The 24,502-nt window shown below is 35.1% G+C and carries 20 protein-coding genes; 10 read left to right on the plus strand and 10 right to left on the minus strand.

All coding sequences use genetic code 11. The features are described from left to right. Window positions 1-352: 352 nt before the first annotated feature. Window positions 353-2,719, minus strand: coding sequence for an efflux RND transporter permease subunit (locus E0W73_RS18210; protein ID WP_135223471.1), 2,367 nt, complete (start codon window positions 2,717-2,719; stop codon window positions 353-355). A 291-nt stretch (window positions 2,720-3,010) separates the two neighbouring features. Between E0W73_RS18210 and E0W73_RS18215 the strand changes: the two genes are divergently transcribed. The 3 genes from E0W73_RS18215 (at window position 3,011) to E0W73_RS18225 (ending at window position 6,838) form a co-directional block, all read left to right on the plus strand. Continuing rightward, window positions 3,011-3,772, plus strand: a complete 762-nt coding sequence (locus E0W73_RS18215) for a sensor histidine kinase (RefSeq protein WP_135223472.1) — start codon at window positions 3,011-3,013, stop codon at window positions 3,770-3,772. Next, the gene (locus E0W73_RS18220; protein WP_135223473.1) at window positions 3,735-4,454 is read left to right on the plus strand and encodes a LytR/AlgR family response regulator transcription factor; all 720 of its coding nucleotides are present in this window, start codon (window positions 3,735-3,737) and stop codon (window positions 4,452-4,454) included. The genes E0W73_RS18215 and E0W73_RS18220 overlap by 38 nt, the downstream gene beginning before the upstream one ends. 113 nt (window positions 4,455-4,567) lie before the next feature. Next, the gene (locus tag E0W73_RS18225; RefSeq protein ID WP_135223474.1) at window positions 4,568-6,838 is read left to right on the plus strand and encodes a cation:proton antiporter; all 2,271 of its coding nucleotides are present in this window, start codon (window positions 4,568-4,570) and stop codon (window positions 6,836-6,838) included. Window positions 6,839-7,102: 264 nt separating this feature from the next. Here the strand turns inward: E0W73_RS18225 and E0W73_RS18235 are convergent, their stop codons facing one another. Then, a complete protein-coding gene (locus E0W73_RS18235) occupies window positions 7,103-7,501 on the minus strand; it encodes an MmpS family transport accessory protein (RefSeq protein ID WP_135223476.1) in 399 nt (132 codons plus the stop codon). 177 nt (window positions 7,502-7,678) lie between these two features. On the opposite strand from E0W73_RS18235, the gene E0W73_RS18240 reads away from it, so the two are divergent. From E0W73_RS18240 to E0W73_RS18250, 3 genes are all read left to right on the plus strand, one after another. Beyond that, window positions 7,679-9,676, plus strand: a complete 1,998-nt coding sequence (locus tag E0W73_RS18240; protein ID WP_135223477.1) for an ATP-binding protein — start codon at window positions 7,679-7,681, stop codon at window positions 9,674-9,676. Between the two features lie 6 nt (window positions 9,677-9,682). Next, window positions 9,683-10,312 (plus strand): response regulator, encoded by a 630-nt coding sequence (locus tag E0W73_RS18245; RefSeq protein WP_135223478.1) that lies wholly within the window; start codon window positions 9,683-9,685, stop codon window positions 10,310-10,312. 99 nt (window positions 10,313-10,411) lie between these two features. Continuing rightward, on the plus strand, window positions 10,412-11,098 hold the full coding sequence (locus tag E0W73_RS18250; protein WP_135223479.1) for a zinc metallopeptidase: 687 nt from the start codon (window positions 10,412-10,414) through the stop codon (window positions 11,096-11,098). A 157-nt stretch (window positions 11,099-11,255) separates the two neighbouring features. On the opposite strand, the gene E0W73_RS18255 is transcribed toward E0W73_RS18250, so the two are convergent. From E0W73_RS18255 to E0W73_RS18265, 3 genes are all read right to left on the minus strand, one after another. Continuing rightward, entirely contained in the window at window positions 11,256-11,726 is a 471-nt protein-coding gene (locus tag E0W73_RS18255) for an Lrp/AsnC family transcriptional regulator (RefSeq protein WP_012022648.1), read from the minus strand. Window positions 11,727-12,018: 292 nt separating this feature from the next. After that, complete coding sequence (locus E0W73_RS18260) at window positions 12,019-12,768, minus strand: uroporphyrinogen-III synthase (RefSeq protein WP_135223480.1); 750 nt, start codon at window positions 12,766-12,768, stop codon at window positions 12,019-12,021. 14 nt (window positions 12,769-12,782) lie between these two features. Then, complete coding sequence (locus E0W73_RS18265; RefSeq protein ID WP_135223481.1) at window positions 12,783-13,454, minus strand: DUF4271 domain-containing protein; 672 nt, start codon at window positions 13,452-13,454, stop codon at window positions 12,783-12,785. 106 nt (window positions 13,455-13,560) lie between these two features. Between E0W73_RS18265 and E0W73_RS18270 the strand changes: the two genes are divergently transcribed. The 3 genes from E0W73_RS18270 to E0W73_RS18280 are packed head-to-tail and all read left to right on the plus strand — an operon-like array spanning window position 13,561 to window position 16,099. After that, entirely contained in the window at window positions 13,561-14,286 is a 726-nt protein-coding gene (locus E0W73_RS18270) for a polyprenol monophosphomannose synthase (RefSeq protein WP_135223482.1), read from the plus strand. A gap of 13 nt (window positions 14,287-14,299) precedes the next feature. After that, window positions 14,300-15,640 (plus strand): dihydroorotase, encoded by a 1,341-nt coding sequence (locus tag E0W73_RS18275; RefSeq protein ID WP_135223483.1) that lies wholly within the window; start codon window positions 14,300-14,302, stop codon window positions 15,638-15,640. 9 nt (window positions 15,641-15,649) lie between these two features. Then, on the plus strand, window positions 15,650-16,099 hold the full coding sequence (locus tag E0W73_RS18280) for a DUF4296 domain-containing protein (RefSeq protein WP_135223484.1): 450 nt from the start codon (window positions 15,650-15,652) through the stop codon (window positions 16,097-16,099). Window positions 16,100-16,103: 4 nt separating this feature from the next. Here the strand turns inward: E0W73_RS18280 and E0W73_RS18285 are convergent, their stop codons facing one another. After that, a complete protein-coding gene (locus E0W73_RS18285; protein ID WP_135223485.1) occupies window positions 16,104-17,105 on the minus strand; it encodes an NAD-dependent epimerase/dehydratase family protein in 1,002 nt (333 codons plus the stop codon). A 192-nt stretch (window positions 17,106-17,297) separates the two neighbouring features. On the opposite strand from E0W73_RS18285, the gene tyrS reads away from it, so the two are divergent. After that, a complete protein-coding gene (gene tyrS / locus E0W73_RS18290; RefSeq protein ID WP_135223486.1) occupies window positions 17,298-18,593 on the plus strand; it encodes a tyrosine--tRNA ligase in 1,296 nt (431 codons plus the stop codon). Window positions 18,594-18,627: 34 nt separating this feature from the next. Here the strand turns inward: tyrS and E0W73_RS18295 are convergent, their stop codons facing one another. The 4 genes from E0W73_RS18295 to E0W73_RS18310 all read right to left on the minus strand — a co-directional run bounded on the left by E0W73_RS18295 (window position 18,628) and on the right by E0W73_RS18310 (window position 24,326). Further along, entirely contained in the window at window positions 18,628-19,608 is a 981-nt protein-coding gene (locus E0W73_RS18295) for a LuxE/PaaK family acyltransferase (RefSeq protein WP_135223552.1), read from the minus strand. A gap of 110 nt (window positions 19,609-19,718) precedes the next feature. Beyond that, a complete protein-coding gene (locus E0W73_RS18300) occupies window positions 19,719-20,057 on the minus strand; it encodes a T9SS type A sorting domain-containing protein (protein WP_135223487.1) in 339 nt (112 codons plus the stop codon). A 193-nt stretch (window positions 20,058-20,250) separates the two neighbouring features. After that, the gene (locus E0W73_RS18305; protein ID WP_135223488.1) at window positions 20,251-21,441 is read right to left on the minus strand and encodes a hypothetical protein; all 1,191 of its coding nucleotides are present in this window, start codon (window positions 21,439-21,441) and stop codon (window positions 20,251-20,253) included. Between the two features lie 137 nt (window positions 21,442-21,578). Then, a complete protein-coding gene (locus tag E0W73_RS18310) occupies window positions 21,579-24,326 on the minus strand; it encodes a TonB-dependent receptor (protein WP_135223489.1) in 2,748 nt (915 codons plus the stop codon). Between the last annotated feature and the right edge of the window lie 176 nt (window positions 24,327-24,502).

The following is a 24,502-nucleotide window of genomic DNA, read 5'->3' on the forward strand; positions in this document are numbered from 1 at the left end:
ATCTTTGTCGATTTCCGAGTGTGATTCCTCGTTCCTCGGAATGACAAACTGTGCGTTTAACTTTGTCAAAGATTGATGTTTTTTAAATTCGTGCCAATTCGTGAAATTGCTTCGCCTGTTCGCTGTCGCTCGGGTCGTGGCGAACAAAACCTTATTTATCCAAATTCTCCCGTCCATCTTTTCTTGTTTTATTCTTCTCAAAAGTTATCATTCAATTGTGAGAATTAACAAAATGCAAAAAAATAATTATCTTTTATAGAACAATTTCTCTCAACATCGTTGAGAGAAATTGTTCTTTTTTAGTCTTGATCATTCGAAAAAGAATTATCTCACCAGTGGTGAGAGTTTACTTCTATTTCTCCAAATTCTCCAATTCCTCTTTCTTAGTTTTTTTCTTCTCGAAAGTTAAAACCAATGATGGCAATACAACCAAGTTAGCAAACATCGCAAAAACCAAAGTACAAGAAATTAATCCTCCTAAAGCGATTGTACCGCTGAAACTTGATAATGTAAAAGTCGCAAAACCTAAAATCAGAACCACAGAAGTATAGAAAGTACTTACTCCCGTTTCTCTTAAAGCGCTGAAAACAGATTTCTTCACTTTTCCTTTATTTTGAATCAAATCGTGTTTGTATTTCGCCATAAACTGAATTGCATTATCAACCGAGATTCCGAAAGCTATACTGAATACCAGAATCGTTGATGGTTTTAAAGGAATTCCAAAATAACCCATTAATCCCGAAGTAATGCAAAGCGGTAAAATATTCGTAATCAAAGAAGCGGCCACCATTTTGAACGAACGGAATAAATACAGCATCAAAATTGCAATAGTGGCAATTGCAAAAAGTAGCGATTCGATTAAGTTGTGTGCCAGATACGTTGTTCCTTTTTGGAAAACCAATGCTTTTCCGGTAATCGTAACTTCGTAACGTTCTTTTGGGAAAATCTCATCAATTTTCTTGCGCAGTTTTTGTTCTACAACAGCCATTTCATCGGTTCCGATATCTTTCATGAAAGTCGTGATTCTCGCATATTGCCCAGTCGAATCAACATAGGCTTTCATTAAATTTTCTTTGCTGTTTTTGGTGGCATTTTTAGCATAGCCCAAAATAAAAGTTTGCTCCTGAGAAGTTGGCAATTGGTAATATTCAGGATTCCCATTGTAGAAAGCCTGTTTAGCATATTTAACCAGGTTTACAACCGAAACCGGTTTTGCCAATTCCGGTATTTCAGAAATGGTGTTTTGTAATTCATCCATTTTACGAATTGTCGCTGGCTTCATAACACCTTTTTTCTTTTTGGTGTCAATCATGATTTCCAATGGCATTACACCGTTGAATTCTTTTTCGTAAAATAAAATATCTTTAAAGAAAGAAGCACTTTTTGGCATTTCGCCAATCAAACTTCCCGATACTTTCATTTGTCTTACTCCATTTAAACTCACTACAAAAAGTACTGCGTAAATAATGTAAACGATTGTCTTTTTGCCTTTTACTACAGTTGCAACAGTATTTAAAAGTGTCGAAATGTACGTTTTGTCTAAATGGTATAAGTGTTTTGCTTTTGGCAATGGCATAAAACTGTAGATAATCGGCACAATGAAAAGTGTCAAAGTATAAACAGAAAGCACGTTGATTGACGTAACCAAACCAAATTCAAAAAGCAATTCGTTTCCAGTAATCATCAAGGTTGCAAAACCAATTGCAGCCGTTAAGTTGGTCATCAAAGTCGAAGAACCAATTTTTGAAATCACACGCTGTAATGCTTTTGCCTGATTGTTGTGCAGTTTTATTTCCTGCTGGTATTTGTTAATAAGGAAAATACAGTTCGTAATTCCGATTACGATAATCAGCGGCGGAATTATGGCTGTTAGAATCGTGATTTTATAACCAAACAATCCAAGAGTTCCAAACGACCAAGTTACACCGACAATTAAAATACAAATCGAAATAAAAGTAGCTCTGAACGAACGGAAGAAGAAAAAGAAAATCAAAGAAACCGTCAATAATGATGCTCCAATGAAAAGTCCGATTTCGCCTTTCATATTGTCGGCATTAATCGTACGGATGTATGGCATTCCCGAAACTTTAAGGTCGATTCCCGTTGTTTTTTCGAATTTATCGATTTTCGGAACCAAATCTTTTAAAATAAAAGTCTTTCTTTCAGCTGTATTTACCAGCGCTTTGTTCATATAAATAGCCGAACGAACACTGCCGCTTTCTTTGTTAAACAATAAACCTTCGTAAAAAGGGAGATTGTGAAACAAATCGTACTGAACGCTTTTTAAATAATTAGCATCCAATACTTTGCTTTCGTCAATAAATGGCGCTAAGACAAATTTTTGGTTTACGGTATCTTTTTCCAGTTTCTTTAAGTCATTCAAAGAAATTACCAAATCAACTTCTTTGGCTTTTTTTAGACCGTTCATCATTTCGGTCCAGGCAGCATAATTTTTCGGAGTAAAAAGTTTTGGGTCTTTGAAACCAATTACAATAAGGTTTCCTTCTTCTCCAAACTTGTCCAGAAATTTTTGATAATCTTTATTCGCAATATGATTTTTTGGAAGCAGGTTCGCTTCGGTATAAGTCATAGAAAGGTTTTTCCACTGATAACCAAAGAAAATGGTTAAGGCAGAAAGTAGTACCAGAATCGTAATTCTGTTTTTAAGTATGATTCGGGCTAACTTTTCCCAAAATCCAACTTGAATAGCGTTTTTCATAAAATCTTTAAAAATGGATGCAAATGTAGTGAAAAGTGCTCGAAATCATAAATTATCAATTCTATTTTACTTAATGTTAACACATATTTGAAAGTTTTTTAGATTTGATATTTTACCGCTATTTATCGTTTAACTCAGGCGGTTTTTCTCATATTTGCAATTAATTTTGGTTTCACAACATTCAAGTTAATCTGGCTGATTGAAAAAAGGTTTCACGCAGATTTAACAGATTGAAGCAGATTCAGTACATTTATTCATCCAAATTCGGACACTTCATAAAAAAAAATAATAATGCAGCAAGACAATACAACTACATTTATTTTTCTGGCAATTCTTCTACTCTTAATTGTCATAATCTGCATTATGATGTATCAATTAATGCAGTCCAAAAAGGCAAAAGAGAATGCAGAGCAAAGTTTTTATGCTTTAGAAGCAAAAGTAAATGACTTGCAGTTAGAAAATTTAGAGTCGAAACTCAATCCGCATTTGTTTAAGAATATTTTAAATTCGATTCAGTCGCACGCTTATCAGACTTATTTTGCTTTAGACAAATTGGCGAATGTTCTGGATTATATTTTATACGAAAGCAAAAAGAAATTCGTAACGGCAAAAGAAGAAATCAATTTTGCGCTGAACCTTATCGAAATCAATAAAATTAAGATCAGTCCGCTTTTCGAATTGAAGATTAAAACCAACATTAACGAAGACGATAAGTTGTACGACCAGCCATTATTAGCGCCTTTGATTTCTATTGATTTAATCGAAAATGCCTTTAAACATGCCGATCTTCAAAGTTCGGATGCTTTTATTTCGGTGGTTTTTGAGTTTAAGGATAATGCTTTTTTTATGACGGTTTCCAATAAGATATCCGATAAAAAAGTACTGAAAAAGGAGCGAAGCGGTTTTGGACACGCGACTTTAGAACATCGTCTGCGAATTATTTACAAGAATAATTTCAAACTCGATAAGTTTATAGAAAACGACATTTATATTGCCCATTTAAAAATAGATTTACTTGAATACAAAACTGAAATGCTTGCTTCTGGACGATGAGCTTCCAGGATTGACTTATTTGAAAATGCTTTGCGAACAAATTCCGGAACTGGAAATCGTCAAAACATTTAATAATCCTGAGAAACTTTTGTCTGATATTCCAAATCTGGATTTTGACCTCTTGATTTCTGATATTGAGATGCCAGGAATGGACGGTTTGCATCTGGCTGAAATTCTCGAAAATAAATTGGTCGTTTTCTGCACAGCCTATAAGGATTACGCGGCCGATGCTTTTAATATTGATGCAGTTGATTATATCACAAAACCGGTAAAATTGGAACGTCTTCAAAAAGCCATAACAAAAGCTTTTGAGCGTTTTGAGAAATCAGACAATTCCAAAAAGTTTATGCAACTGAATACTGATAAAGGAAAGACACTTTTGTATTTTAATAAAATCCAGTATATCACCACAGCATCAAGCGACAGCCGCGATAAAACAGTTTTATTAGCAGATGGAAGTTTTCTGAACTTAAAAAACGTGAAATTTGATACACTTTTAAAAGAATTGCCCGATGCCGATTTCTGTAGAATTAATAAAAAAGAAATTGTGGCTGTAAAAGCGATAAAATTCTTTAATCATAACGAAATTGTATTGCATCATATAGAGGAAAACAGTAAAAATACCGCCTTAATTTTAAGCGAAACCTATCGTTCTGATTTTCTGAAAAAGGTAAAATTATAACTTATTACAAAGTTTTTCCGACTTGTTACATACATTGAAAATTTGCTGGAAATTTGCTTTTTCACTTAAAACTCAGTTCTGATATTTGCGGCAATAAATCAAAAGAACGAGTTATGAATAACATTAAAAACTCTGTATTTTACATTACAATTATCGGCGGTTTTACGGCGCTGATATATTGGGTAATTTCAAAAGGTGCATCGCTAGAAGTGGGGCGCAACATCGTAAAAAAACAAATCGAAAGCAACCATTGGAATGACTTCCTGGATTCTATGGTTCATAATTTGCAGCATCCGTTAGCCATTTTATTGGCTCAGATTGTGACTATTATTTTAGTCGCTCGTTTATTTGGATGGTTTTTCAGAAAAATTGGTCAGCCTTCTGTAATCGGAGAAATGATTGCGGGTATTGTTCTTGGGCCGTCTTTAGTCGGAATGTATTTTCCTGAATTTTCGGCTGCTTTATTTCCGGCAGCATCTTTAGGGAATTTACAGTTTCTAAGCCAGATTGGTTTAATCCTTTTCATGTTTGTTATTGGAATGGAATTGGATTTGAAAGTCCTTAAAAACAAAGCTCATGATGCTGTGGTTATCAGCCACGCCAGTATTGTAATTCCGTTTGCCTTAGGATTAACGCTGGCCTATTTTATCTACCATACTTTTGCCCCAATTGGTGTTGAGTTTTCTTCGTTCGGATTATTTATGGGAATCGCCATGAGTATTACTGCGTTTCCGGTTTTGGCGAGGATAGTTCAGGAACGTGGCATGCAGAAAACAAAATTAGGAACAATTGCGATCACTTGCGCCGCAGCCGATGATATCACTGCTTGGTGTATTTTGGCAGTTGTAATTGCGATTGTAAAAGCAGGTTCGTTTACAAGTTCGTTATATGTTATCGGTTTAGCGATTTTATATGTAATTATAATGCTGAAAATTGTTCGTCCGTTCTTGAAACGTGTAGGCGACTTAAATGCAACTCGCGAAAGTCTGAATAAACCAGTTGTTGCGATTTTTTTCATTACGCTTCTAATTTCGGCTTATGCCGCTGAGTTAATTGGAATTCACGCTTTATTCGGAGCTTTCCTTGCAGGGGCGATTATGCCAGAAAACAATAAATTCAGAAACATATTTATTGAAAAAGTAGAAGATGTTGCCATAATCGTTTTATTGCCATTGTTCTTTGTGTTCACTGGTTTACGTACGCAAATCGGATTGTTGAACGATCCGGAATTATGGAAAATCACAGGATTAATTATCGCTGTTGCCGTTGCAGGTAAATTCTTTGGAAGTGCTTTGGCAGCAAAATTTGTGGGACAAAACTGGAAAGACAGTTTGTCTATTGGAGCTTTAATGAATACTCGCGGTTTGATGGAACTTGTTGTTCTAAATATCGGTTACGACCTTGGAGTTTTGTCTACAGAAATTTTTACCATGATGGTTATTATGGCTTTGGTAACCACTTTTATGACAGGTCCTGCCTTAGATTTTATCGGATTTATTTTTAAAGATAAAGAAACCGCTGTGCCAGAAGAAATCGGAAACAAAAGCAAATACAAAATATTGCTTTCGTTTGCAACGCCGGAACGAGGAAAAAAATTGCTTCAGATTGCCAACAGCTTGGTTAAAAAACAGCCGGATAATTCTATTGTGACCGCAATGCATTTGTCGTTAAGCACAGAAATTCACTCTTTTGATGTAAAGGATCATGAGAAAAAAATGCTGGTTCCGGTTATAGAAGAATCTCGTCGTTTGAATCAGAATATTGTAAGTCTTTTTAAGGTTTCGAATGATATCGATACCGATATAATCGACACGGCAAATCAAGGAGAGTATGATTTGTTATTGATTGGTTTGGGGCAGTCAATTTTTGACGGGACATTGCTAGGTAAAATTTTAGGTTTTACAACCAGAATCGTAAATCCGGATCGTTTGATAGATAAATTTACAGGAAAAGAAGGATTGTTTGAAAACTCTCCTTTTGATGAAAGAACACGTCATATTATTGCAAAAAGCAAAATGCCAGTCGGAATTTTTATCGATAAAGAACTCGAAGATGTGAGCCAGATTTTTATGCCTATTTTTGATAAAGACGATGCTTTTTTAATTGATTATGCTAAAAAGCTAATTAATAATAATGGTTCCCAGATTACAGTCTTAAATGCTGGGGCAGAAGTAAACAATACAAGAGAAATTCAGGAAAATATTCGTTCTATTGAGCAGATTGCACCAAATCATATTATGATTATGAATGATAGAACCATAAAAAAAGAATTTTTAGAAAGCCAAAGTTTGATGATTATAAGCCTGGACAGCTGGAAAAAACTTATCGAATCTCAAAGTATCTGGTTGAATAATACACCTTCGGTTTTGATTTTAAAACCCTAAATAGTTTAAATCTCAATTTTTTAAATTCCAAATTCCAATTTTGAACTGATTGGAATTTGGTTTTTTTTGTTTTTTCTATTCATGAAAATGATTTACACTTTGACAATGTCCGGATTCGCGGGGACAAAACCGTCTGGAGAAGCTTCTTTTGAAAATTGGAAGAACGGTATTGAATACTCAGTTAGACCTATAAAAAAAAGAAGCTTCGTAATAATCTACGAAGCTCTCTTTTACCAAAAACAAAAATTAAATTCTAATTTTATACTATCTAGGAAATACGTAAGTTTTTGTGTGAACTACAATAATTCCGTCATTGTTGGCAGCGCCGGTTAATTCTGAAACCACTTTTCCGCCAACATAAATTTTAGCAGTAAGAGTTTGTCCTGCGACACCTCCGTAACCGCTCGTGTGTAATAATGCTCCATCACTTCCAGCATCAGCTGTAAATTCTTTCGTCCAAGGCAACGCATTGATATCTTCAATAAGCGGTGCACCACTTTTTTCCATGTACGAAACGTCCATTTTTCCTGTAAAGTTTCCTGTTACTTCGTATTTAACATCTCTAGATGATGAGTTGTTATTGTCGTCATTATCGCTACTGCAAGAAGCAAATGTAAATGCAAGTGTCAAAACCAGCATAATTTGTTTAAAATACGTTCTCATGTGCATTGTTTTTTAGCTGTTATATATTTAAAAAATTATCTTAAACAAAGTTAGCCCCTTAATAAAGGGACCACAATACCTGATAAAGTGTATTTTCTTTTACCTGTTTTCAGGTAAAAAAGCGCTGATTTATTTCCTAAAGAATTTAGTTTTAATAACTTTGAACAAATACCATTTATGAAGCAACTATACGCCTTTTTTTTATTTTTCTTTTTTTCGACCCATTCTTATTCGCAAGTTATTCTTTCGCTTGACGATGATTCGGTTTACATAGACAGTATTGTCAAGATTACAAAAAACACAAAGTCAGATAGTGTACGAAGCCTTTACAGTTTTAGGCTGTCCAAATTGTTTTTGATGGTTCAGGATATTCAGAGCTCCAAAAAGTATCTTGCTCAGGCCAATAAATTAAAAAGCAATTATCCTTTTCTTAAAGATGCTTCCATTTTTTATAATTCGTATGATTTTATTGAAAAAGGTGATTTTGACGGTTTTGAGAAAGCATTATTAGAAGCCAACACGAAACTTAAGAAATATTACAATAAAGAAGCCTATCGTTTGCGCGCCATTATACTTCAGAATTATGGAATAATGCTGCAGCGTAAAAACAACGAAAACGCTTATATGAGATTGCTGGTGAATGAAGCGATTCCGATTGCCAAAAAAAGCGGGGATTTTGAACTGATTAGCGCATTGAGCAAAGCCGTCGCCATTATTTTTATGAATAATAACGAACGCGAAAAAGCAGCAGAATATCTCGACCAAGCACAGAAATATATCGAAAATGCCAATACAAAATCTCCAACGCTGGCAGAATCAAAGATGGAGACCTATATTATGAATGCCGAAAATTTGGTGGAACTTAAGCATTTTTATGATGCCGAAAAAGTACTCGAAAAGGCATATTCGACGTTAAAAAATTATCCCGATTCAAACCTGAACGATTCTTATTTTTATTCGGAAGGGCTCTATTTTGCTAAACAGAATAAACATAAAGAGGCATTGATAAGTTATAATAAAGGAATCACTTCTTCAGAAAAACATAAAAATTCGATTGCTTTAAACCGATTGAAATTTGCGGAATATGAGGTGCTTTTTAAACTTAAGGATTACGCCAAATGCAAAAGTAATCTCGAATATTTGATTGAAAATTCTCCGTTTATAATCGACAAAAAGAATTATTACAAAGAATTGTCTAAGCTTTACAATGCAACCAAAGACTATTCGAAAGCCTATTTTTATGCAAATAAATACAATGTTATCAATGATAGTATTAATGATGCGTCTTTAAAAAATGAAATTGTAGAGTTAGAGGCGAAATATCGAAAAGCCGAAAATGAAAAGAAAATCTCATTGCTACAGTCAGAAAACGAAAAAACGGTTTTGCAAGCCAACAATAATAGACTGAATTCTATGCTTTTTGCAGTGCTTTCGTTTCTGCTTTTCTTAACAGTTCTGTTTTTATGGATTTGGAATAACAACCAAAAAAAACTGGGTTATCAAAAAGAGCTGAATCATAAACAGGAGCTTGAGGCATTAGAAAACGAACAAAAATTATCAGTTTCAAATGCATTGATTGAGGGAGAAGAAATCGAAAGAAAAAGAATTGCAAGAGATTTGCACGATGGACTCGGAAGTATGCTCTCGGGTTTAAAAATTCATCTGAATCTTGCAGATAAAGAAGGTGCGGTCTCGACTTCAAACATAAATTCGATGCTTAACGATTCGATAAAGGAGTTACGGAATATTTCTCAGAATTTAATGCCAGAAAGTTTGTCAAAACTTGGGCTTGAACATGCTTTGAAAGATTTGTGCGCGGCCAATTCCAGTTCAGAAACGCAAATAGAATTTCAGTATCTCGTCAAGAAGAAATCAAATTTGGACCAGCATTTTGAAGTTGTGATTTACAGAATCATCCAAGAGCTTTTGAACAATGCTTTAAAATACGCTCAGGCCTCAGAGATTCTGGTTTCCTGTTCGCAAAACAAAGACGTGTTTTTTATTACTGTAGAAGACAACGGAAAAGGTTTTGATGTGACGCAAACTGAATCTAAAGAGGGAATGGGACTCAAAAACATTAGAAATCGTGTGGCTTTTTTAAACGGAAAAATCGAAATCGATTCTGAAATCAATAAAGGAACCTCGACTTATATCGAGTTAAAAGTACAAAACTAATTTAAAATGAGATATAAAACCGTAATTGTAGACGACCATCCAATCGTAATTTCAGGAATAGCAGGTTTGTTGTCTGATTTGGATAACATCGAAATTGTCGAAAAATTTGAGTCGGGCGTTGCGCTTCTAGATTATATTGAAGAACATACTGTAGACTTAATTCTGATGGATATTTTCCTTCCGGTTATTAATGGTGTAGATTTATGTAAAACCATTAAGCAGAAATATCCAAAACTGATAATCATTGGTATGAGCAGCCAGTCTGAAAGGAGTTTGGTGATGCAGTTTATTCAGAACGGAGGAAACGGCTATGTTCTTAAAAATGCTTCTTTTGGTGAATTTAAAGAATGCATCAATAGGGCAATTGCTGGTGAAATAGTTTTTAGCGAAGAAGTAAAAATGATAATCAGCCAGCCTTTGTCTGAAGATTTGGAAAGAATTCCGAGTCTAAGCCGAAGAGAACGAGATATTGCTTTGCTGCTTTCGCAAGGAAAATCGACTCAGGAAATTGCAGACGATTTGTTCCTTAGTTTTTTGACTGTGCAAACACATCGACGCAATATTCTTCAGAAATACAAAATGAAAAACGTAGCCGAACTGATTGCTTTTCTTCTAAAAAATAACCTGTTGAATTAAGTTAAAATGACTTGAAAAATGTCAAAATGGCATTTTGTTAAAATGGTTCGCAATTTGATGTTTGTTTTGTAACTTTAAATTCAACTAATAAATAAAAACATGGGAAGTTCATATATTATTCTCGCCGGAGCCATTATGCTTGTAAGCTGGCTGGTGAGTTCTAAATTAAAAAGCAAATTCGAATTATACTCTAAATTACAGCTTCAAAACGGAATGAGCGGCCGTGAAATCGCCGAAAAAATGCTTGCAGATCACGGTATTAGAGATGTTCGTGTAATTTCGACTCCAGGTCGTTTAACAGATCATTACAATCCGTCTGATAAAACGGTAAATTTGAGTGAAGCAGTCTACAATCATCGTAATGCAGCGGCGGCTGCTGTTGCGGCACACGAATGCGGTCACGCGGTGCAACACGCAATTGGTTACGAATGGCTGGTAATGCGTTCAAAACTAGTGCCTATCGTAAGTGTTGCCTCAAATTTTGTGCAATGGATTTTGATTGCCGGAATCTTGATGATCAGAGTTTTTCCACAGTTGTTGTTGATCGGAATCATCATTTTTGCTGCAACAACTTTGTTTTCAATCATCACGTTGCCTGTTGAGTATGATGCCAGCAACCGCGCACTCGCATGGCTTGAAAACAAACGTATGCTCACACAGCAGGAACAAGCCGGAGCAAAAGATGCCTTGAAATGGGCGGCAAGAACTTATCTTGTAGCAGCAATCGGTTCTATTGCGACGTTGTTATATTATATTTCTATTTATTCCGGAAGTAGGAGGAATTAAGAAAAGTAAATTCCAAATTTTAAACAATCCAAATTTCAATCAGGAGTTTGGATTTTTTTATGCTTTCTGTTAATTCAATATAAAAATGTGCAAGGTTTTTGTAACTTTCGGGTTTTGCTTTTGGAGTTTGGAATCTAAAATTTTGGAATTTGTTTTTCTAAAGCTGTATCTGCCTGTCAATCTGCTGGTCGAGCGAAATAAAGGTTTCGGTTCTTGAAACGCCTTCGATTGCTTGGATTTTGGTGTTTAAAAGCTGCATCAGATGTTCATTGTCTCTACAGATGATTTTGATTAATACAGACCAGTTTCCAGTAGTATAATGACATTCTAAAACTTCGGGGATTTTTCGTAATTCTTTTACAGCTTCGGAGTTTCTAGAAGCTTTATCAAGATAAACTCCAATAAAAGCCATGGTGTTATAACCCAAAACTTTTGGATTTACAGTAAACTTAGAACCCGAAATGACTCCTGATTGTTCCAGTTTTTTTAATCGCTGATGAATGGCGGCGCCAGAAATCCCAATTTTGTTGGCAATTTGTAAAATCGGTTTTCTGGCATCGTCCATGAGATATCGAAGAATTTCTTTGTCGATGCCGTCAATTTCAATTAAAAGGGAATTAATTTTCATAACTTAAAATTTGAAACTATTTCTTGTGATTTGGGTTTAGAATAGAAATCAAATATAGTTAAATTGAAAGGGAAAATAAAATTGGGTGATTTAAATTCCAAAATTCCAATTTCAAATTCCAATTTCAAATTCCAAATTTCAAATTCCAAAATTCAATTTTCAATTTTAATAGTAACACCGCTTAAGGATTCAAACATGGAAACTTTGAGAAAGGGTTTAGTAAAAAGAAAAATTCCAAATTCCAAGTGATTAGTTTGGAATTTGGAATTTAAATATTTTCGGTTTGAACGGTTTATTTAGCTTTGTTTGCTTCGGCAATATATTTTTCTAAAGCCATTGTCATAGAAGGCGTCTCAGGAGTCGGAGCAAGAATGTCTATTCTTAGACCGTGGTCGAGGGCTTCTTTCTGAGTTGTGCTTCCAAATACAGCGATTCTGGTATCGTTTTGTTTAAAATCAGGAAAGTTTTTAAACAAAGATTTAATTCCGGTCGGGCTGAAAAAAGCAAGAACATCATAATAAACATCTGCAAGGTCAGATAGGTCGCTCATTACAGTTCTGTAAAAAATCGCTTGAGCCCAATCTACTTTAAGGCTGTTTAATGTAACAGGCGCATCGGCATTTAATTGATCAGATGCAGGCAGTAAGAATTTCTCGTCTTTGTACTTTTTGATAAGAGGAGATAAATCTGCGAAATCTTTTGCTCCAACGTAGATCTTACGTTTTCTGTAAACAACATACTTTTGAAGATAAAAAGCTACTGCTTCGGATTGACAAAAATATTTCAATCCTTCAGGAACTTTGTAACGCATTTCATCGGCCACTCTAAAAAAATGATCTACAGCATTTCGACTTGTTAAAATGATCGCAGTGTAATGATTAAGATCGATTTTTTGTAATCGAATCTCTTTTGCGCTAACCCCTTCCACATGAATAAATGGTCTGAAATCAATTTTTATTTTGTGTTTTTGTTGGAGCTCAAAGTAAGGAGAATTCTCCACTTTAGGTTCAGGCTGTGACACCAAAATTGTTTTCACTTTCATATTATAAACATTTTCTAAGCACTCCCTTTTAGTATCCAATAATACATAAAATAATAAGGGGCTATTTCAAGAGCGCAAAGATATAAAATAAAATAAAATAACTTGCCGATTATTGCATTTTGATATGTTTTAATTGAAATAAAGTACGAGTATAGGCTGATACAGAGCGAAATAGCGATAACTGCAAGCGGAATTGCTGCTGGAATATTGTTGTAATAAAACAAAACTGCGTTGATTGGAAGGATAAAAACACCTATATAAGTTCTGTAAGTTACCTTCTGAAGGTTAAAAAGCTCTACAAATTCGTCGATGTTAAACGCCGCTCCGACAATTTTTTCTATTAAATATTTACCTAGAATAAAATACAAAAGAAAGGTTGCAATCCGGATAAACAGAACCCAATCGGTTTTTAGGATTTTGTCATCATAAATATTCATCGTTAGTAGAATAAAAAAAGCAAACGAAACGATCTGAACAAAAAACAAGCCTACCGTAAAACTGCTTTTAAGGTGGTTGTTGTCGCGGTAGATTTTTGCGTATTTGTCAGAAAAAATAAGTCGGCTGAATTCGCTGAATCGCGTTTCGTAAGCCGATTTTGTCATCGCAACAACAGCAAATGCTACTACAAACAAAAGAGTTGCCCAGTCTTTGTTTTCTATAATTCGAGGATGAAGTTGTTCAATCATAATAATACAAAATTAGTAATTTTTTAATGCAATGCTTTTATTATATATTTATTATGAATCAAATGCTATAAAAAGTTTACTTTTGCGGTGAAATTACCCAGAAAAAATGAATGATAGTATTGTCATAATTCCCACTTATAACGAGATTGAGAACATAGAAAGTATAGTGAGGGCTGTCCTTTCGCAACATAAAACTTTTGATCTTCTGATTATCGATGATAATTCTCCAGACCATACGGCAAATAAAGTAATTGCATTGCAAGAAGAATTTCCTGAAAGACTTTTTTTAGAACAAAGAACCAAAAAATCAGGTTTAGGAACGGCTTATGTTCATGGTTTTAAATGGGCTTTGGAGCGTAAGTACGATTTTATTTTCGAAATGGATGCCGATTTTTCGCATAATCCAAACGATCTTGAAAAGTTATATGATGCTTGTCATTTTGGAGGAGCCGATTTAGCAATTGGTTCGCGTTATGTAAAGGGTGTAAATGTAGTAAACTGGCCTCTAAGCCGCGTTTTAATGTCTTACTTTGCTTCTGTGTATGTGAAGTTTATCACCGGAATGAAAATTCATGATGCTACAGCTGGTTTTGTTTGCTACAAGAGGGAGGTTCTAGAGAAAATCAATCTTAACAAAATAAAATTTGTGGGTTATGCGTTTCAAATCGAAATGAAATACAGAACGTATTGTGCTAAATTTCAAATTACTGAAGTGCCAATTATTTTTACTGATCGTACAAAAGGGGTTTCTAAAATGAGCAATGCCATTATTAAGGAGGCTATACTAGGAGTAATTTCACTGCGATTACGAAAATTAGTCAATTCATTATAAAAACGGAAAAACAATGAATAGGATTTTAATAAAAAACGCCAAAATTGTAAACGAAGGGGCAATTTTTGAAGGAGATGTGTTAATTGAAAACGATATTATTGCCGAGGTTGCAGACAGTATTAGTTTAAAAACTTCAGATTGTATTGTAATAGATGCTGAAGGGAATTACCTGATGCCTGGCGCGATAGACGATCAAGTGCACTTCAGAGAGCCAGGTTTAACGCATAAAGGCGATATCGAATCGGAGTCGAGAGCGGCAGTAGCAGGCGGAATTACGTCTTTTATCGAACAACCCAATACGGTTCCGAATGCAGTTACTCAGGAAATTCTGGAAGAAAAATACCAGATTGCTTCTCAAAAATCATTTGCGAATTATTCGTTTATGATGGGAGCCACCAATGATAACTTAGAAGAAGTCTTAAAGACAAACCCGAAGAATGTTGCTGGAATTAAAATATTCTTAGGTTCCTCAACAGGAAATATGCTGGTGGATAATGAGGCGGTTTTAGAAAAGATTTTTTCTAGCACTCCAATGTTGATTGCAGTGCATTGTGAGGATGAGACGACTATCAAAAATAATCTTGCCGAGTTTAAAGAAAAATACGGCGATGATGTTCCGGTAACGGCGCATAATTTAATCAGAAGTGCCGAGGCTTGTTATATTTCGTCTTCAAAAGCGGTGGCGCTCGCCAAAAGGACTGGTGCAAGACTTCATATATTCCATCTTTCAACAGCCAAAGAAATGGAGTTGTTTACGAATAAAATTCCGTTAGAAGATAAAAAAATTACTGCCGAAGTATGTGTACACCACCTTTGGTTTACCGATGAAGATTACAAAACAAAAGGGAATTTCATTAAATGGAATCCTGCGGTAAAAACGGCCGCAGACCGAAAAGCGCTTTGGGAAGCTTTAAACGACGGGAGAATTGATGTAATTGCGACAGACCACGCACCGCATACCAAAGAAGAGAAAATGCAATCTTACCTGAATGCTCCTTCTGGAGGGCCACTTGTGCAACACGCAGTTGTGGCAATGTTTGAGGCGCATCACCAAGGAAAAATCAGTGTAGAAAAAATCGTGGAGAAAATGTGCCACAATCCGGCAAAACTTTTCAAAATCGAAAAAAGAGGTTTTATCAGAGAAGGTTATCATGCCGATTTAGTAATCGTTAACCCAGGTCTGCCATGGAGTGTAAAACCAGAAAACATTTTATACAAGTGTGGCTGGTCTCCGTTTGAAGGTTATACTTTTAAATCGAGAATTACGCATACTTTTGTAAATGGCGAATTGGTGTACAATAATTTTAAAGTAAAAGACAGCCGCGCCGGAAAACGATTATTGTTTGATAGATAAATTGTTGTAATGAAAAATTATTTGGTACTACTGCTGGTTTTGTTTCTTTCTGTAAGTTGTAAAAAAGAGCTCATAAAAGAGCCTGCCAAACTTATCGAAAGAGAGAAAATGATTGATATTATGTACGATTTGTCTCTTTTGGATGCTATCAGATACCAGAGACCACTATCTTTGGATTCGATAGAAAGCAATCCGACAAAATTTATTCTGAAAAAATACAAAATTGACAGTCTTCAGTTTGCACAGAATAACATCTATTATGCGGCAGACTACGAAAATTACAAAGATATGTTTGACGAAGTCAATAAAAGATTGGCTGAAAACCAAAAAATAACAGATTCTCTTGTGAAAATTGAAGAAAAAAAAGCATTGAAAACAAAAGGTAAGTTAAAAGAAGCTCCTAAAGATTCTTTGAAAAAGCCTCAAATTAGCAATCAAGAGCCGCTGATGGACCAGTAATCATTTACACTTTTGAATTGTCTTTTATATATTGATGAATATCTAAGAAAACCGTTCCAAGAGCGGTTTTTATTTTTTCATTAGAATAAAGATTTTTAGAATAAGATGCCTTTGCAGAAGGTTTTGTAATCGTTCTTTTTCTGAAAAATAAAGTACATAAAAGACTGTCTGCCATCCAGAGCATATTCATAAAAAAGGGAGTGGCATGCATTGAAGGCCTTTTTACTTGTAAAACATCTGCAACCGTGTTGATTACATCTCGAAAAACAATATTTTCTGCAATTAATGTAAAACGCTCGTTTTTAATGTCGCTTTTCATCAACTCAATTGCAATTCTTGTAACATCGTCAACAGCTACAAAACCAGTGCTCCCAAGGGTATAAAAAGGAAGTCCGTTTGCGATTTTTTGGTAAATTTCTCCGCTTCCTTGTTTAAAAATTTCTTTGCTGGTAATAGGTCCCATAATTACTCCCGGATTTACGATAATTACATCGAGATCTTCCTGCTGTGCGCGCCAAACCTCCATTTCGGCTCCGTATTTAGAAATGGCGTAATCGCTATGCGGTTTTTCAGGATTCCATTCAGTTTCTTCTGTGATATAAGTTTCGTGAGAAGCTAAATCGCCTAAAGCGGCAATCGAACTTACAAAACAGAATTTTTTGATGTCTTTTGCAATGCAGAAATTAACGATATTGGCAGTGCCTTCAATGTTGGTTTTTCGGAGTTTTTCCTCATCTTTTGGGTCAAAAGAAATGAGTGCGGCGCAATGATAAACATACTCTATGCCTATAAAAGCTTCCTCAAGTGACGGAATGTCCAAAATATCAGCTTCAACCCATTCTATCTTTTCGAATAAAGGAGCTTTGTTATAAAGCAGAAAAAGCTGTTTTGTTTTCCAGATATTATTTTGGTTGCGGTAAATTGCCCTTACATTTTCTCCACTTTCAATCAAATGAAGCAATAAATGCGCGCCAACTAAACCTGTTCCTCCAGTTACTAATACCATTTGGTAAAGATAAGATTTTTGAGTTTTGCCGCAAAGGCCCAGAGACTCAAAGTTTCTTTTTTTAAGTGCCAAAGTTTCAGAATGGCAATGACTCAAAGTTTTTATAATCTTGGTGTCTTTGAGCCTTGGCGGCAAGAAGTTTTTGAAATTGACCCTGACATTGATTACATTTGCGCAAAATATTTAAAAAAAATGAAGAATCTAGTTGAAGAATTAAAGTGGCGCGGTTTATACCATGATAGCATGCCAGGAACGGAAGAACAATTGCTAAAAGAGGTAACATCGGCCTATATTGGTTTTGATCCAACGGCAGATTCACTGCATATAGGCAGCATGGTTCAGATTATTTTACTGGTTCATTTAAAAAATTTCGGGCACCAGCCGATTGCGCTTGTTGGAGGAGCAACTGGAATGATTGGGGATCCTTCTGGAAAATCGGATGAAAGAAACCTGCTGAATGAAGAAACCCTAGCTAAAAACGTTGCCGGAATTAAAAGTGTTTTATCGCGCTTTTTAGATTTTAATTCGAACGAACCAAATGCGCCAATTATGGTAAATAACTATGATTGGATGAAAGAATTCTCTTTTATCGATTTTGCACGTGAAGTTGGAAAACGTATCACCGTAAATTATATGATGGCTAAAGATTCTGTGAAAAAGAGATTTAGCGGAGAAGGCGAGGGAATGTCTTTTACAGAGTTTACGTATCAGTTAATTCAAGGTTACGATTTTTATCATTTATATAAAAACAACAATTGCGTTCTGCAAATGGGAGGTTCTGATCAATGGGGTAATATTACCACAGGAACAGAATTGGTGCGCAGAATGGGAGGTGAAAATGCTAAAGCGTATGCTTTGACAACGCCATTAATTACAAAAGCAGACGGTTCTAAATTCGGAAAATCTGAAGGGGGGAATGTTTGGTTGGATGCCGATAAAACTTCTGTTTACAAATTCTACCAATTTTGGGTAAACGCTACAGATGCCGATGCCGAGAAATATATAAAAATCTTTACTTTCTTAGATAAAGATACTATTGATGCATTAATTGCTGAACACCAAACTGCACCGCATTTGAGAGTTTTACAAAAGAAACTGGCTGAAGAAATTACAGTGTTTGTACACAGTCGCGAAGAATTAGAAAAAGCGATTCAGGCTTCGAATATTTTGTTCGGAAATTCGACTGCCGAAGATTTAAAGAAACTGGATGAAGCCACTTTTTTAGAAGTTTTTGACGGAGTGCCGCAAGCTGAAATCGCAAAAGCAGATTTAGAAAACGGACTGGATATTATTACGGTTTTAAACGAAAAAACAGGTTTCTTTAAATCAAACGGAGAAGCTAGAAGAGCATTGACTGCAAATTCTATTTCGGTAAACAGAGAAAAAATCAAAGAAGATTTTACTTTGACAGCAAATGATTTAATTAATAACCAGTTTGTGTTATTGCAGAGTGGAAAGAAAAATTATTTTGTGATTCGTACTATTTAACTGTTTAATTGATTTCAAAAAACAATTAAACTTTTTAAAGTACCATCAAATTGCACCCACGAATATCAGAATTATCAAAACGTCCCAATACCTCGAAAGAGTTGTTGGGATTTTTTTTGCCTAAATCCTGAGTTGCAATAAAAGAACATGAATTGATATTAGCCAAATCAATAACATTTATGCCGCCAGTTTTTCCATCTTTCACGTAAGTGAGCGCATCTTCAGGATCGCGGACTAAAATATGCATCCATGAAGGGCATTCAAAAACACCTTCTCCTAACGAATACGCTTGTGCTAAAAGTTCGGTCATGCCGTATTCTGAATGGATGGAAGAAACGCCAAAACCTTTGCATAGAATTTCGTGCAATTCTTCGCGAATCATTTCTTTGCGTTTTCCTTTCATTCCTCCAGTTTCCATTATAATGGTATTTTGAAGATTGAATTCATGCTTCTCAATCAAATCCAACAACGCATAGGTAACCCCGATCAAGATTACATTTTGACCAGACTCGTCTAATTCCGTAAGCTTTTTTATCAAGTCGTCGTGATTATGAAGATAAAACCCGCTTTCGGGCTGATTGGAGAGTTTTATTAAATCTTCTACCATATAAATTAACGAAGAGCCTTCGCGTTCTAAATACGACGGCAAAAGGGCTAAAACAACGTAATCTTCGATATTTCCGTAAAATTGAGAAAATCCTTTGCGGTAGCTTTCCTCATAAAGCGTAACATCAGTAACTAAATGTCGGCTCGTAATCATTCCTGTAGTGCCGCTGCTGGTAAAAGTAACCTGTGCAGGATTGTTATTCGAAACAACATCATGGCTTTTGAAGAACTGAATGGGCAGAAACGGTATCTGCTGGATGGTTTTTACTTCTTGTGGATTGATGTTTAAAAAATCACAAAAATCACGATACACCTTATTATTCTCATGCTGAAAACGAAACACTTTTAGTGCTATTTTTTCAAATTGTTTCTGACTTGAAATCGTGAATATATCGCTGGCTGTAATCAAAACTTTTTTCTGCAAAGATAATTGATTTTAGTGTTCAGTGTTCGGTTTTTAAGTGTGCAGTTTTTCAGATTCGTCTAAAAATAAAAAAAGCTCCAAGGAGCTTTTTAATATTATCTGATGATCAGTTTTCTTGTCGCCGAGGCATTTTGTTCACTTATCTTGATGATGTAAACTCCAGGAGGCAGTTCTGATACGTTTAATTCTTTTGTGGTTAAATGTGCCTGAAGTACTTTTTTTCCAAGGATATCAAAAACAATGATTTCTTTTTCCAAATCATTTTTTGAAGAAATATAAACTTTTCCGTTGGTCACAGGGTTAGGATACAAGCTCAGGCCCTCAATGACAGAAGTGTCTTGAGTTTTTGGTAATTGTTTACTGTCCTGCGCCGAAACGTTTACAGTAAATAAAAATGCCAATAAGAATGTAATATAAAAGTAGTTTTTTGCCATCGCATTTGTTTGGATACGTAAATATACAAAAAAAATGACAAAAAGTGCGCCAAAAAAAAACATCCTAATAATTTAGGATGTTTTTAACATTTTGTTTTCGAAGTTATTAGGAGCAGTGGCGCAAAACGTATACAGCAAAAAAAACACCCTAATGCAATTAGAGTGTTTTTGAATATTATTTTGTCTTACGAGATTATAGACCTTTTGTCCATCCAGCAGTCCAAGTTGGAACTCCTGATCCGTTTCCTGCTCCAGTTGCAGTTGCAGATTCTGTGTAAACTTTAAGGAAATCATTGTTAACTACAGATGCAGTAGTTGTTGATTTAGATTTAAGAGTTACATCTTCGAATTTAACGTTAGTAGCCAATAAATCAGTTCCAGCGTATCCGATGCTTTCGTCGTGTTGAACATCAAATCCAGTTTTCCAACCTTTTAATACAACGTTGTCAAATTTACCTTTTGTACCAACTCTTAATTTGAAAGCTTGAGATTCTGCACTTGTGTCAGTAGATCCGAAACCAACTAAAGTAAGGTTTTTGATTGTTGGGAAAGAAATTGGTGTAGCTAAGTGGTTGTTAGCGTTGTTATCAGCCTCGATACCTCTGTTACCAGCGTTAGTTCTGATTCCATACCAGTTTTCACCATTTCCAATCCATCCTTCAGTCCAGTCAAATAAATCATCACCTACAGCTGTATTGTCTTTGTTAGAAACTACTAAGTGAGATGCATTTACAGTTCCACCAAACCACTCGAATCCGTCATCAGAGCTTTCGTAAACTTGTACATAATCAATAACAGTTCCGCTTCCAACTCCAAATAGAGAAAGTCCATTAAATTCTTTGTCACTGCTGTAAGAGAAACCTGGGTACTCAATTCTTAAATATTTAATTGATCCAGAGTTGTCATTAGCTACAGTTCCACCGTAAGTTAACTCAGAAACTTCAGCACTAGCAGTAGTTCCTTTGTTGATTGGTGCTTTTCCGCAGATTACTAAACCACCCCAAGCAGCTGGTTTTTTTGTTTCTGAAGTCATAACAACTGGACTAGACGCAGTTCCTTGAACGTCGATTTGTCCTCCTTGCGCTACAGCAATATATCTTACAGCTGCTAATTGGTCAGATGGTACTGCAGTTGCTTCAATGATAACTCCAGGTCTGATTGTAAGTTTAGCAGTGTTTTTAACTACTAATTTCCCTGTTAGTTTATAAGTTCCAGATTCTAATACTACCTCTCCACTGTTGATTTCTCCTTGTAGATTATCTCTAACTACTACGAAATCAGATTTTGGTCCTTCGTTTTTGTTGTCATCGCTTGAGCAAGATGTTGTAAGTGTTACAAGTGATAAAGCTGCTAAGCCCAAAATTGTTGAAATTGTTTTTTTCATTACTTTTTTAATTAGTTTGTGTTTATGCAAAGATTAGAACTTAAGTCTTAACCAACGTTAAGCCGTTGTCATCTATTTGTTATGTGTTTTTTATTCTAACGTTAAGGAAATAACAATCTAATATTTCCTGTATGTTATTAGAATTGGTAATTAATTCCTAATCCAAATGTTAATCCTTTTTTGTAATCGAATACTAGAATATCGCCACCTGCATTTTCCTGAACTCTTTTGAATTCTGGGTTCAGTAAGTTTCTTGCGCCAAAATCAATTCCAAGGTTTTTGTTCAGTTTAGTTTTGAAAATAAGGTCTAAAGATCCCATCGCTTTATCAACTAAATTTCCTTTTCCTTCGTTTCCGATTGCATAAAGTTTGTCAGAATAATGATTGTATGCTAGTGTTGCCATAATGCCTGAATCGTTTCTAAAGTTTTTAGTGTACGATAAATCAGCATTTAGGATTAAATCAGAAGCTCCTGTAAAACCAGAATTGTCATCTGTAGTATTGATGTTTAATCTTCCGTCTGTTTCTTCTCTCACTTTATCGGCATCAATATCTTGGTAAGTTTTCATTAACGAAGCATTAAAGCCAAAAGACAATTTGTTTGTGTATTCCCCTTCAATTTCGAAAATGTTTTTTCTTGTTTCCAACTCAATTCCATAAGCATATCCAGTGTCTCCAATATTTACAAAAGAGATGTCATTTGTAGAGGAAGCAATAATGATTTGGTTGATTGGGTCCATAATGTATTTTCCAAAAGCAGTTACAGAGAATAACTCATCGCTTTTTGGGAACATTTCCCATTTCAAATCCAAATTATAGTTTTGCGAAGGATATAAGCTTGGGTTACCAATTACAGATTCCATTACATCTTCATAGATGAATAAAGCACGTTCTTTAAATTGTGGTAATGTGTAAGTTTTACTAACAGCCAAACGAAGATTTTGTTTTTCGTTCAATTCATACTTTAAGACCGCGCTTGGTAAAAATTCGTTTCTTTCAAACGTATTTGTTCCTCCGCCTGCATCAAGTTGTGTTCTCCAGTTAACGGTTTGAGAAATTCTTTCGTATCTAACACCCGCAACTATACTTAGTTTATTTGCAAATTTATATTCGATATTACCAAATCCAGCATGTATATCTTGTTGACCGTCATATGTTTGAGGAGTCATTCCTGCAAAAGCAGCAGTTGAGAATAAACCGCTGTTGTAGTTTGATTGGTTAAAAAATGCATCTAAATTGTTTGGGTCTACACTTGTGTTTTGACCCGTTTGGCTGATGTTGAAGTTAAACTGAATAGCTTCAAAATCACGTTTTTTGAATCTTCCATTGTAACCTGCAGTAATTTTTCCTTTAGACTCACCGTCTTGATTTTGTAGCTTATAAGAGAAGGCAAGATTAGCGGCAGCTTCATCTTCTTTAAGATTTTGGAAATATCTTTGGTTGTCAGTTGTGGTTCTCTGAGCAAGTGTGTAAATGTTAGTCGTTGGGTTGTAGAACATTTTGTTTTGAGTTCTGTCTGGCATATCACCTTTTACAGTGTTATATGAAACACCCCAATCTAAATCGATTTTATCGGTTATTTTGCTATTTCCTAAAAGCTGATTTATCATTACAGTGTTTTGTGTAAACGTACCTCTTTGAACTAGTAGACTAGCATCAGAGTTGTCAAAATCACGATCGCTTCCAAAATAAGTGTCTCTAGTTTGTTCTGATGAGTTTACGAACAAAAAGTTGTATCCGATTTTATGGTTTTTGTTCAAACGATAATTAGCATTGAACATTCCGGTCGTGTTTGTGTTGTAAGTGTATTTTTCTTGTTGAAAAGATTTTAAAGAGGCTCCCTGAGCATTTACGCTTTGAGTTAATCCTTCTCTAAATTCGTAACCGTTTCCAAAACCTGCAGTAGCAAAAAGGCTTAATTTTCCTTCTTCGCCAATGTTGAAAGTTTTACCTGCCTTTAGGTTAAAGTTTCCTCCAAACGGAGCTTCTTTTTTAGGATTTAAACTATTTTCGAAACTAAAACTCGATAATGGATTGTTAGGAACTCCATAAGAAACAAAACCTGTTTTGTTTGGGCCTTGCTGCAGTAAAAAGCTACTAGAGTTTGATACTGCGTTAGTATTTACTTTTGAGCCTAATGAGATTTCAAACATGCCTTTTCCACGGTAATCTTTAGATACGATATCAACATTTCCTCCAGCAAAATCACCATACATTTTTGCTCCGTATGATTTATCAATTGAAATATATTCTACAATGTCAGTCGAAAAAAGATCAAGAGCAATGTTTTTTTTCTGGGGGTCGTTGGATGGAATTGGTAATCCGTTCATCGAAGTAGAATTGTAGCGATCACCTAAACCTCTTACATAAACGCTGTTACTTCCCTCTTGTTTAGAAACACCAGATGTTTTGACTACAGCCGCCGCAACATCGCTAACTCCTTTTCTAGAAAGTTCCTGCGCTCCGATAGTTTGTTTGATGTCAACCGCATTTTTTTGTTCTAAAAGAAGAGCGGTTTCTTTTTGCTTGTTTGGTGCAGATGATTTAACCACTACATCCTTAAGTGTATAACTTCCAGAAGAAAGTGCCTGATTTACCACCACAGTTTCGTTTGCTTTTACGGCAACTGGGGTTTCTATAGATTCATATCCTAAGAAGCTGAATACTAAAGTATAATTTCCAGGATTTACGGTCAAAGAATATTTTCCGTCTACGTCGGTATTTACGCTAATATTTGTACCTTTAATTAAAACATTAGCAAAAGGCAAAACCTCGTTGTTCATTTCCTTGTCGGTCAGAACTCCGGAAATTGTACCTTTGTTTTGTGCGATTGAAATCGTACAGATAAATAATGCAATTAATAGAAATTTTAAATTGAATTTCATGTTCAGTGTTGTGTTAATTTATTTTGGTGCAAAGAAAGAATCGCACCGTGAAGTCGATGTTACCAACTTGTTATGTTTTTGTGTGTTTAAGATTATCAAATTGTTACCAGATTAAATTACCGTTAACACCAATTTTTTAAGGTTCTTTTGTTATTATATTTACCCCGTGAAATGAA

It is taken from the genome of Flavobacterium foetidum (assembly GCF_004634245.1).
GTDB lineage: Bacteria > Bacteroidota > Bacteroidia > Flavobacteriales > Flavobacteriaceae > Flavobacterium > Flavobacterium foetidum.

Coding starts and splice junctions, on each gene's coding strand:
- E0W73_RS18210 (WP_135223471.1), bottom strand. CDS start 2,719: ATGAAAAACGCTATTCAAGTTGGATTTTGGGAAAAGTTAGCCCGAATC.
- E0W73_RS18215 (WP_135223472.1), top strand. CDS start 3,011: ATGCAGCAAGACAATACAACTACATTTATTTTTCTGGCAATTCTTCTA.
- E0W73_RS18225 (WP_135223474.1), top strand. CDS start 4,568: ATGAATAACATTAAAAACTCTGTATTTTACATTACAATTATCGGCGGT.
- E0W73_RS18235 (WP_135223476.1), bottom strand. CDS start 7,501: ATGAGAACGTATTTTAAACAAATTATGCTGGTTTTGACACTTGCATTT.
- E0W73_RS18240 (WP_135223477.1), top strand. CDS start 7,679: ATGAAGCAACTATACGCCTTTTTTTTATTTTTCTTTTTTTCGACCCAT.
- E0W73_RS18245 (WP_135223478.1), top strand. CDS start 9,683: ATGAGATATAAAACCGTAATTGTAGACGACCATCCAATCGTAATTTCA.
- E0W73_RS18250 (WP_135223479.1), top strand. CDS start 10,412: ATGGGAAGTTCATATATTATTCTCGCCGGAGCCATTATGCTTGTAAGC.
- E0W73_RS18255 (WP_012022648.1), bottom strand. CDS start 11,726: ATGAAAATTAATTCCCTTTTAATTGAAATTGACGGCATCGACAAAGAA.
- E0W73_RS18260 (WP_135223480.1), bottom strand. CDS start 12,768: ATGAAAGTGAAAACAATTTTGGTGTCACAGCCTGAACCTAAAGTGGAG.
- E0W73_RS18265 (WP_135223481.1), bottom strand. CDS start 13,454: ATGATTGAACAACTTCATCCTCGAATTATAGAAAACAAAGACTGGGCA.
- E0W73_RS18270 (WP_135223482.1), top strand. CDS start 13,561: ATGAATGATAGTATTGTCATAATTCCCACTTATAACGAGATTGAGAAC.
- E0W73_RS18275 (WP_135223483.1), top strand. CDS start 14,300: ATGAATAGGATTTTAATAAAAAACGCCAAAATTGTAAACGAAGGGGCA.
- E0W73_RS18280 (WP_135223484.1), top strand. CDS start 15,650: ATGAAAAATTATTTGGTACTACTGCTGGTTTTGTTTCTTTCTGTAAGT.
- E0W73_RS18285 (WP_135223485.1), bottom strand. CDS start 17,105: ATGGTATTAGTAACTGGAGGAACAGGTTTAGTTGGCGCGCATTTATTG.
- tyrS (WP_135223486.1), top strand. CDS start 17,298: ATGAAGAATCTAGTTGAAGAATTAAAGTGGCGCGGTTTATACCATGAT.
- E0W73_RS18300 (WP_135223487.1), bottom strand. CDS start 20,057: ATGGCAAAAAACTACTTTTATATTACATTCTTATTGGCATTTTTATTT.
- E0W73_RS18305 (WP_135223488.1), bottom strand. CDS start 21,441: ATGAAAAAAACAATTTCAACAATTTTGGGCTTAGCAGCTTTATCACTT.
- E0W73_RS18310 (WP_135223489.1), bottom strand. CDS start 24,326: ATGAAATTCAATTTAAAATTTCTATTAATTGCATTATTTATCTGTACG.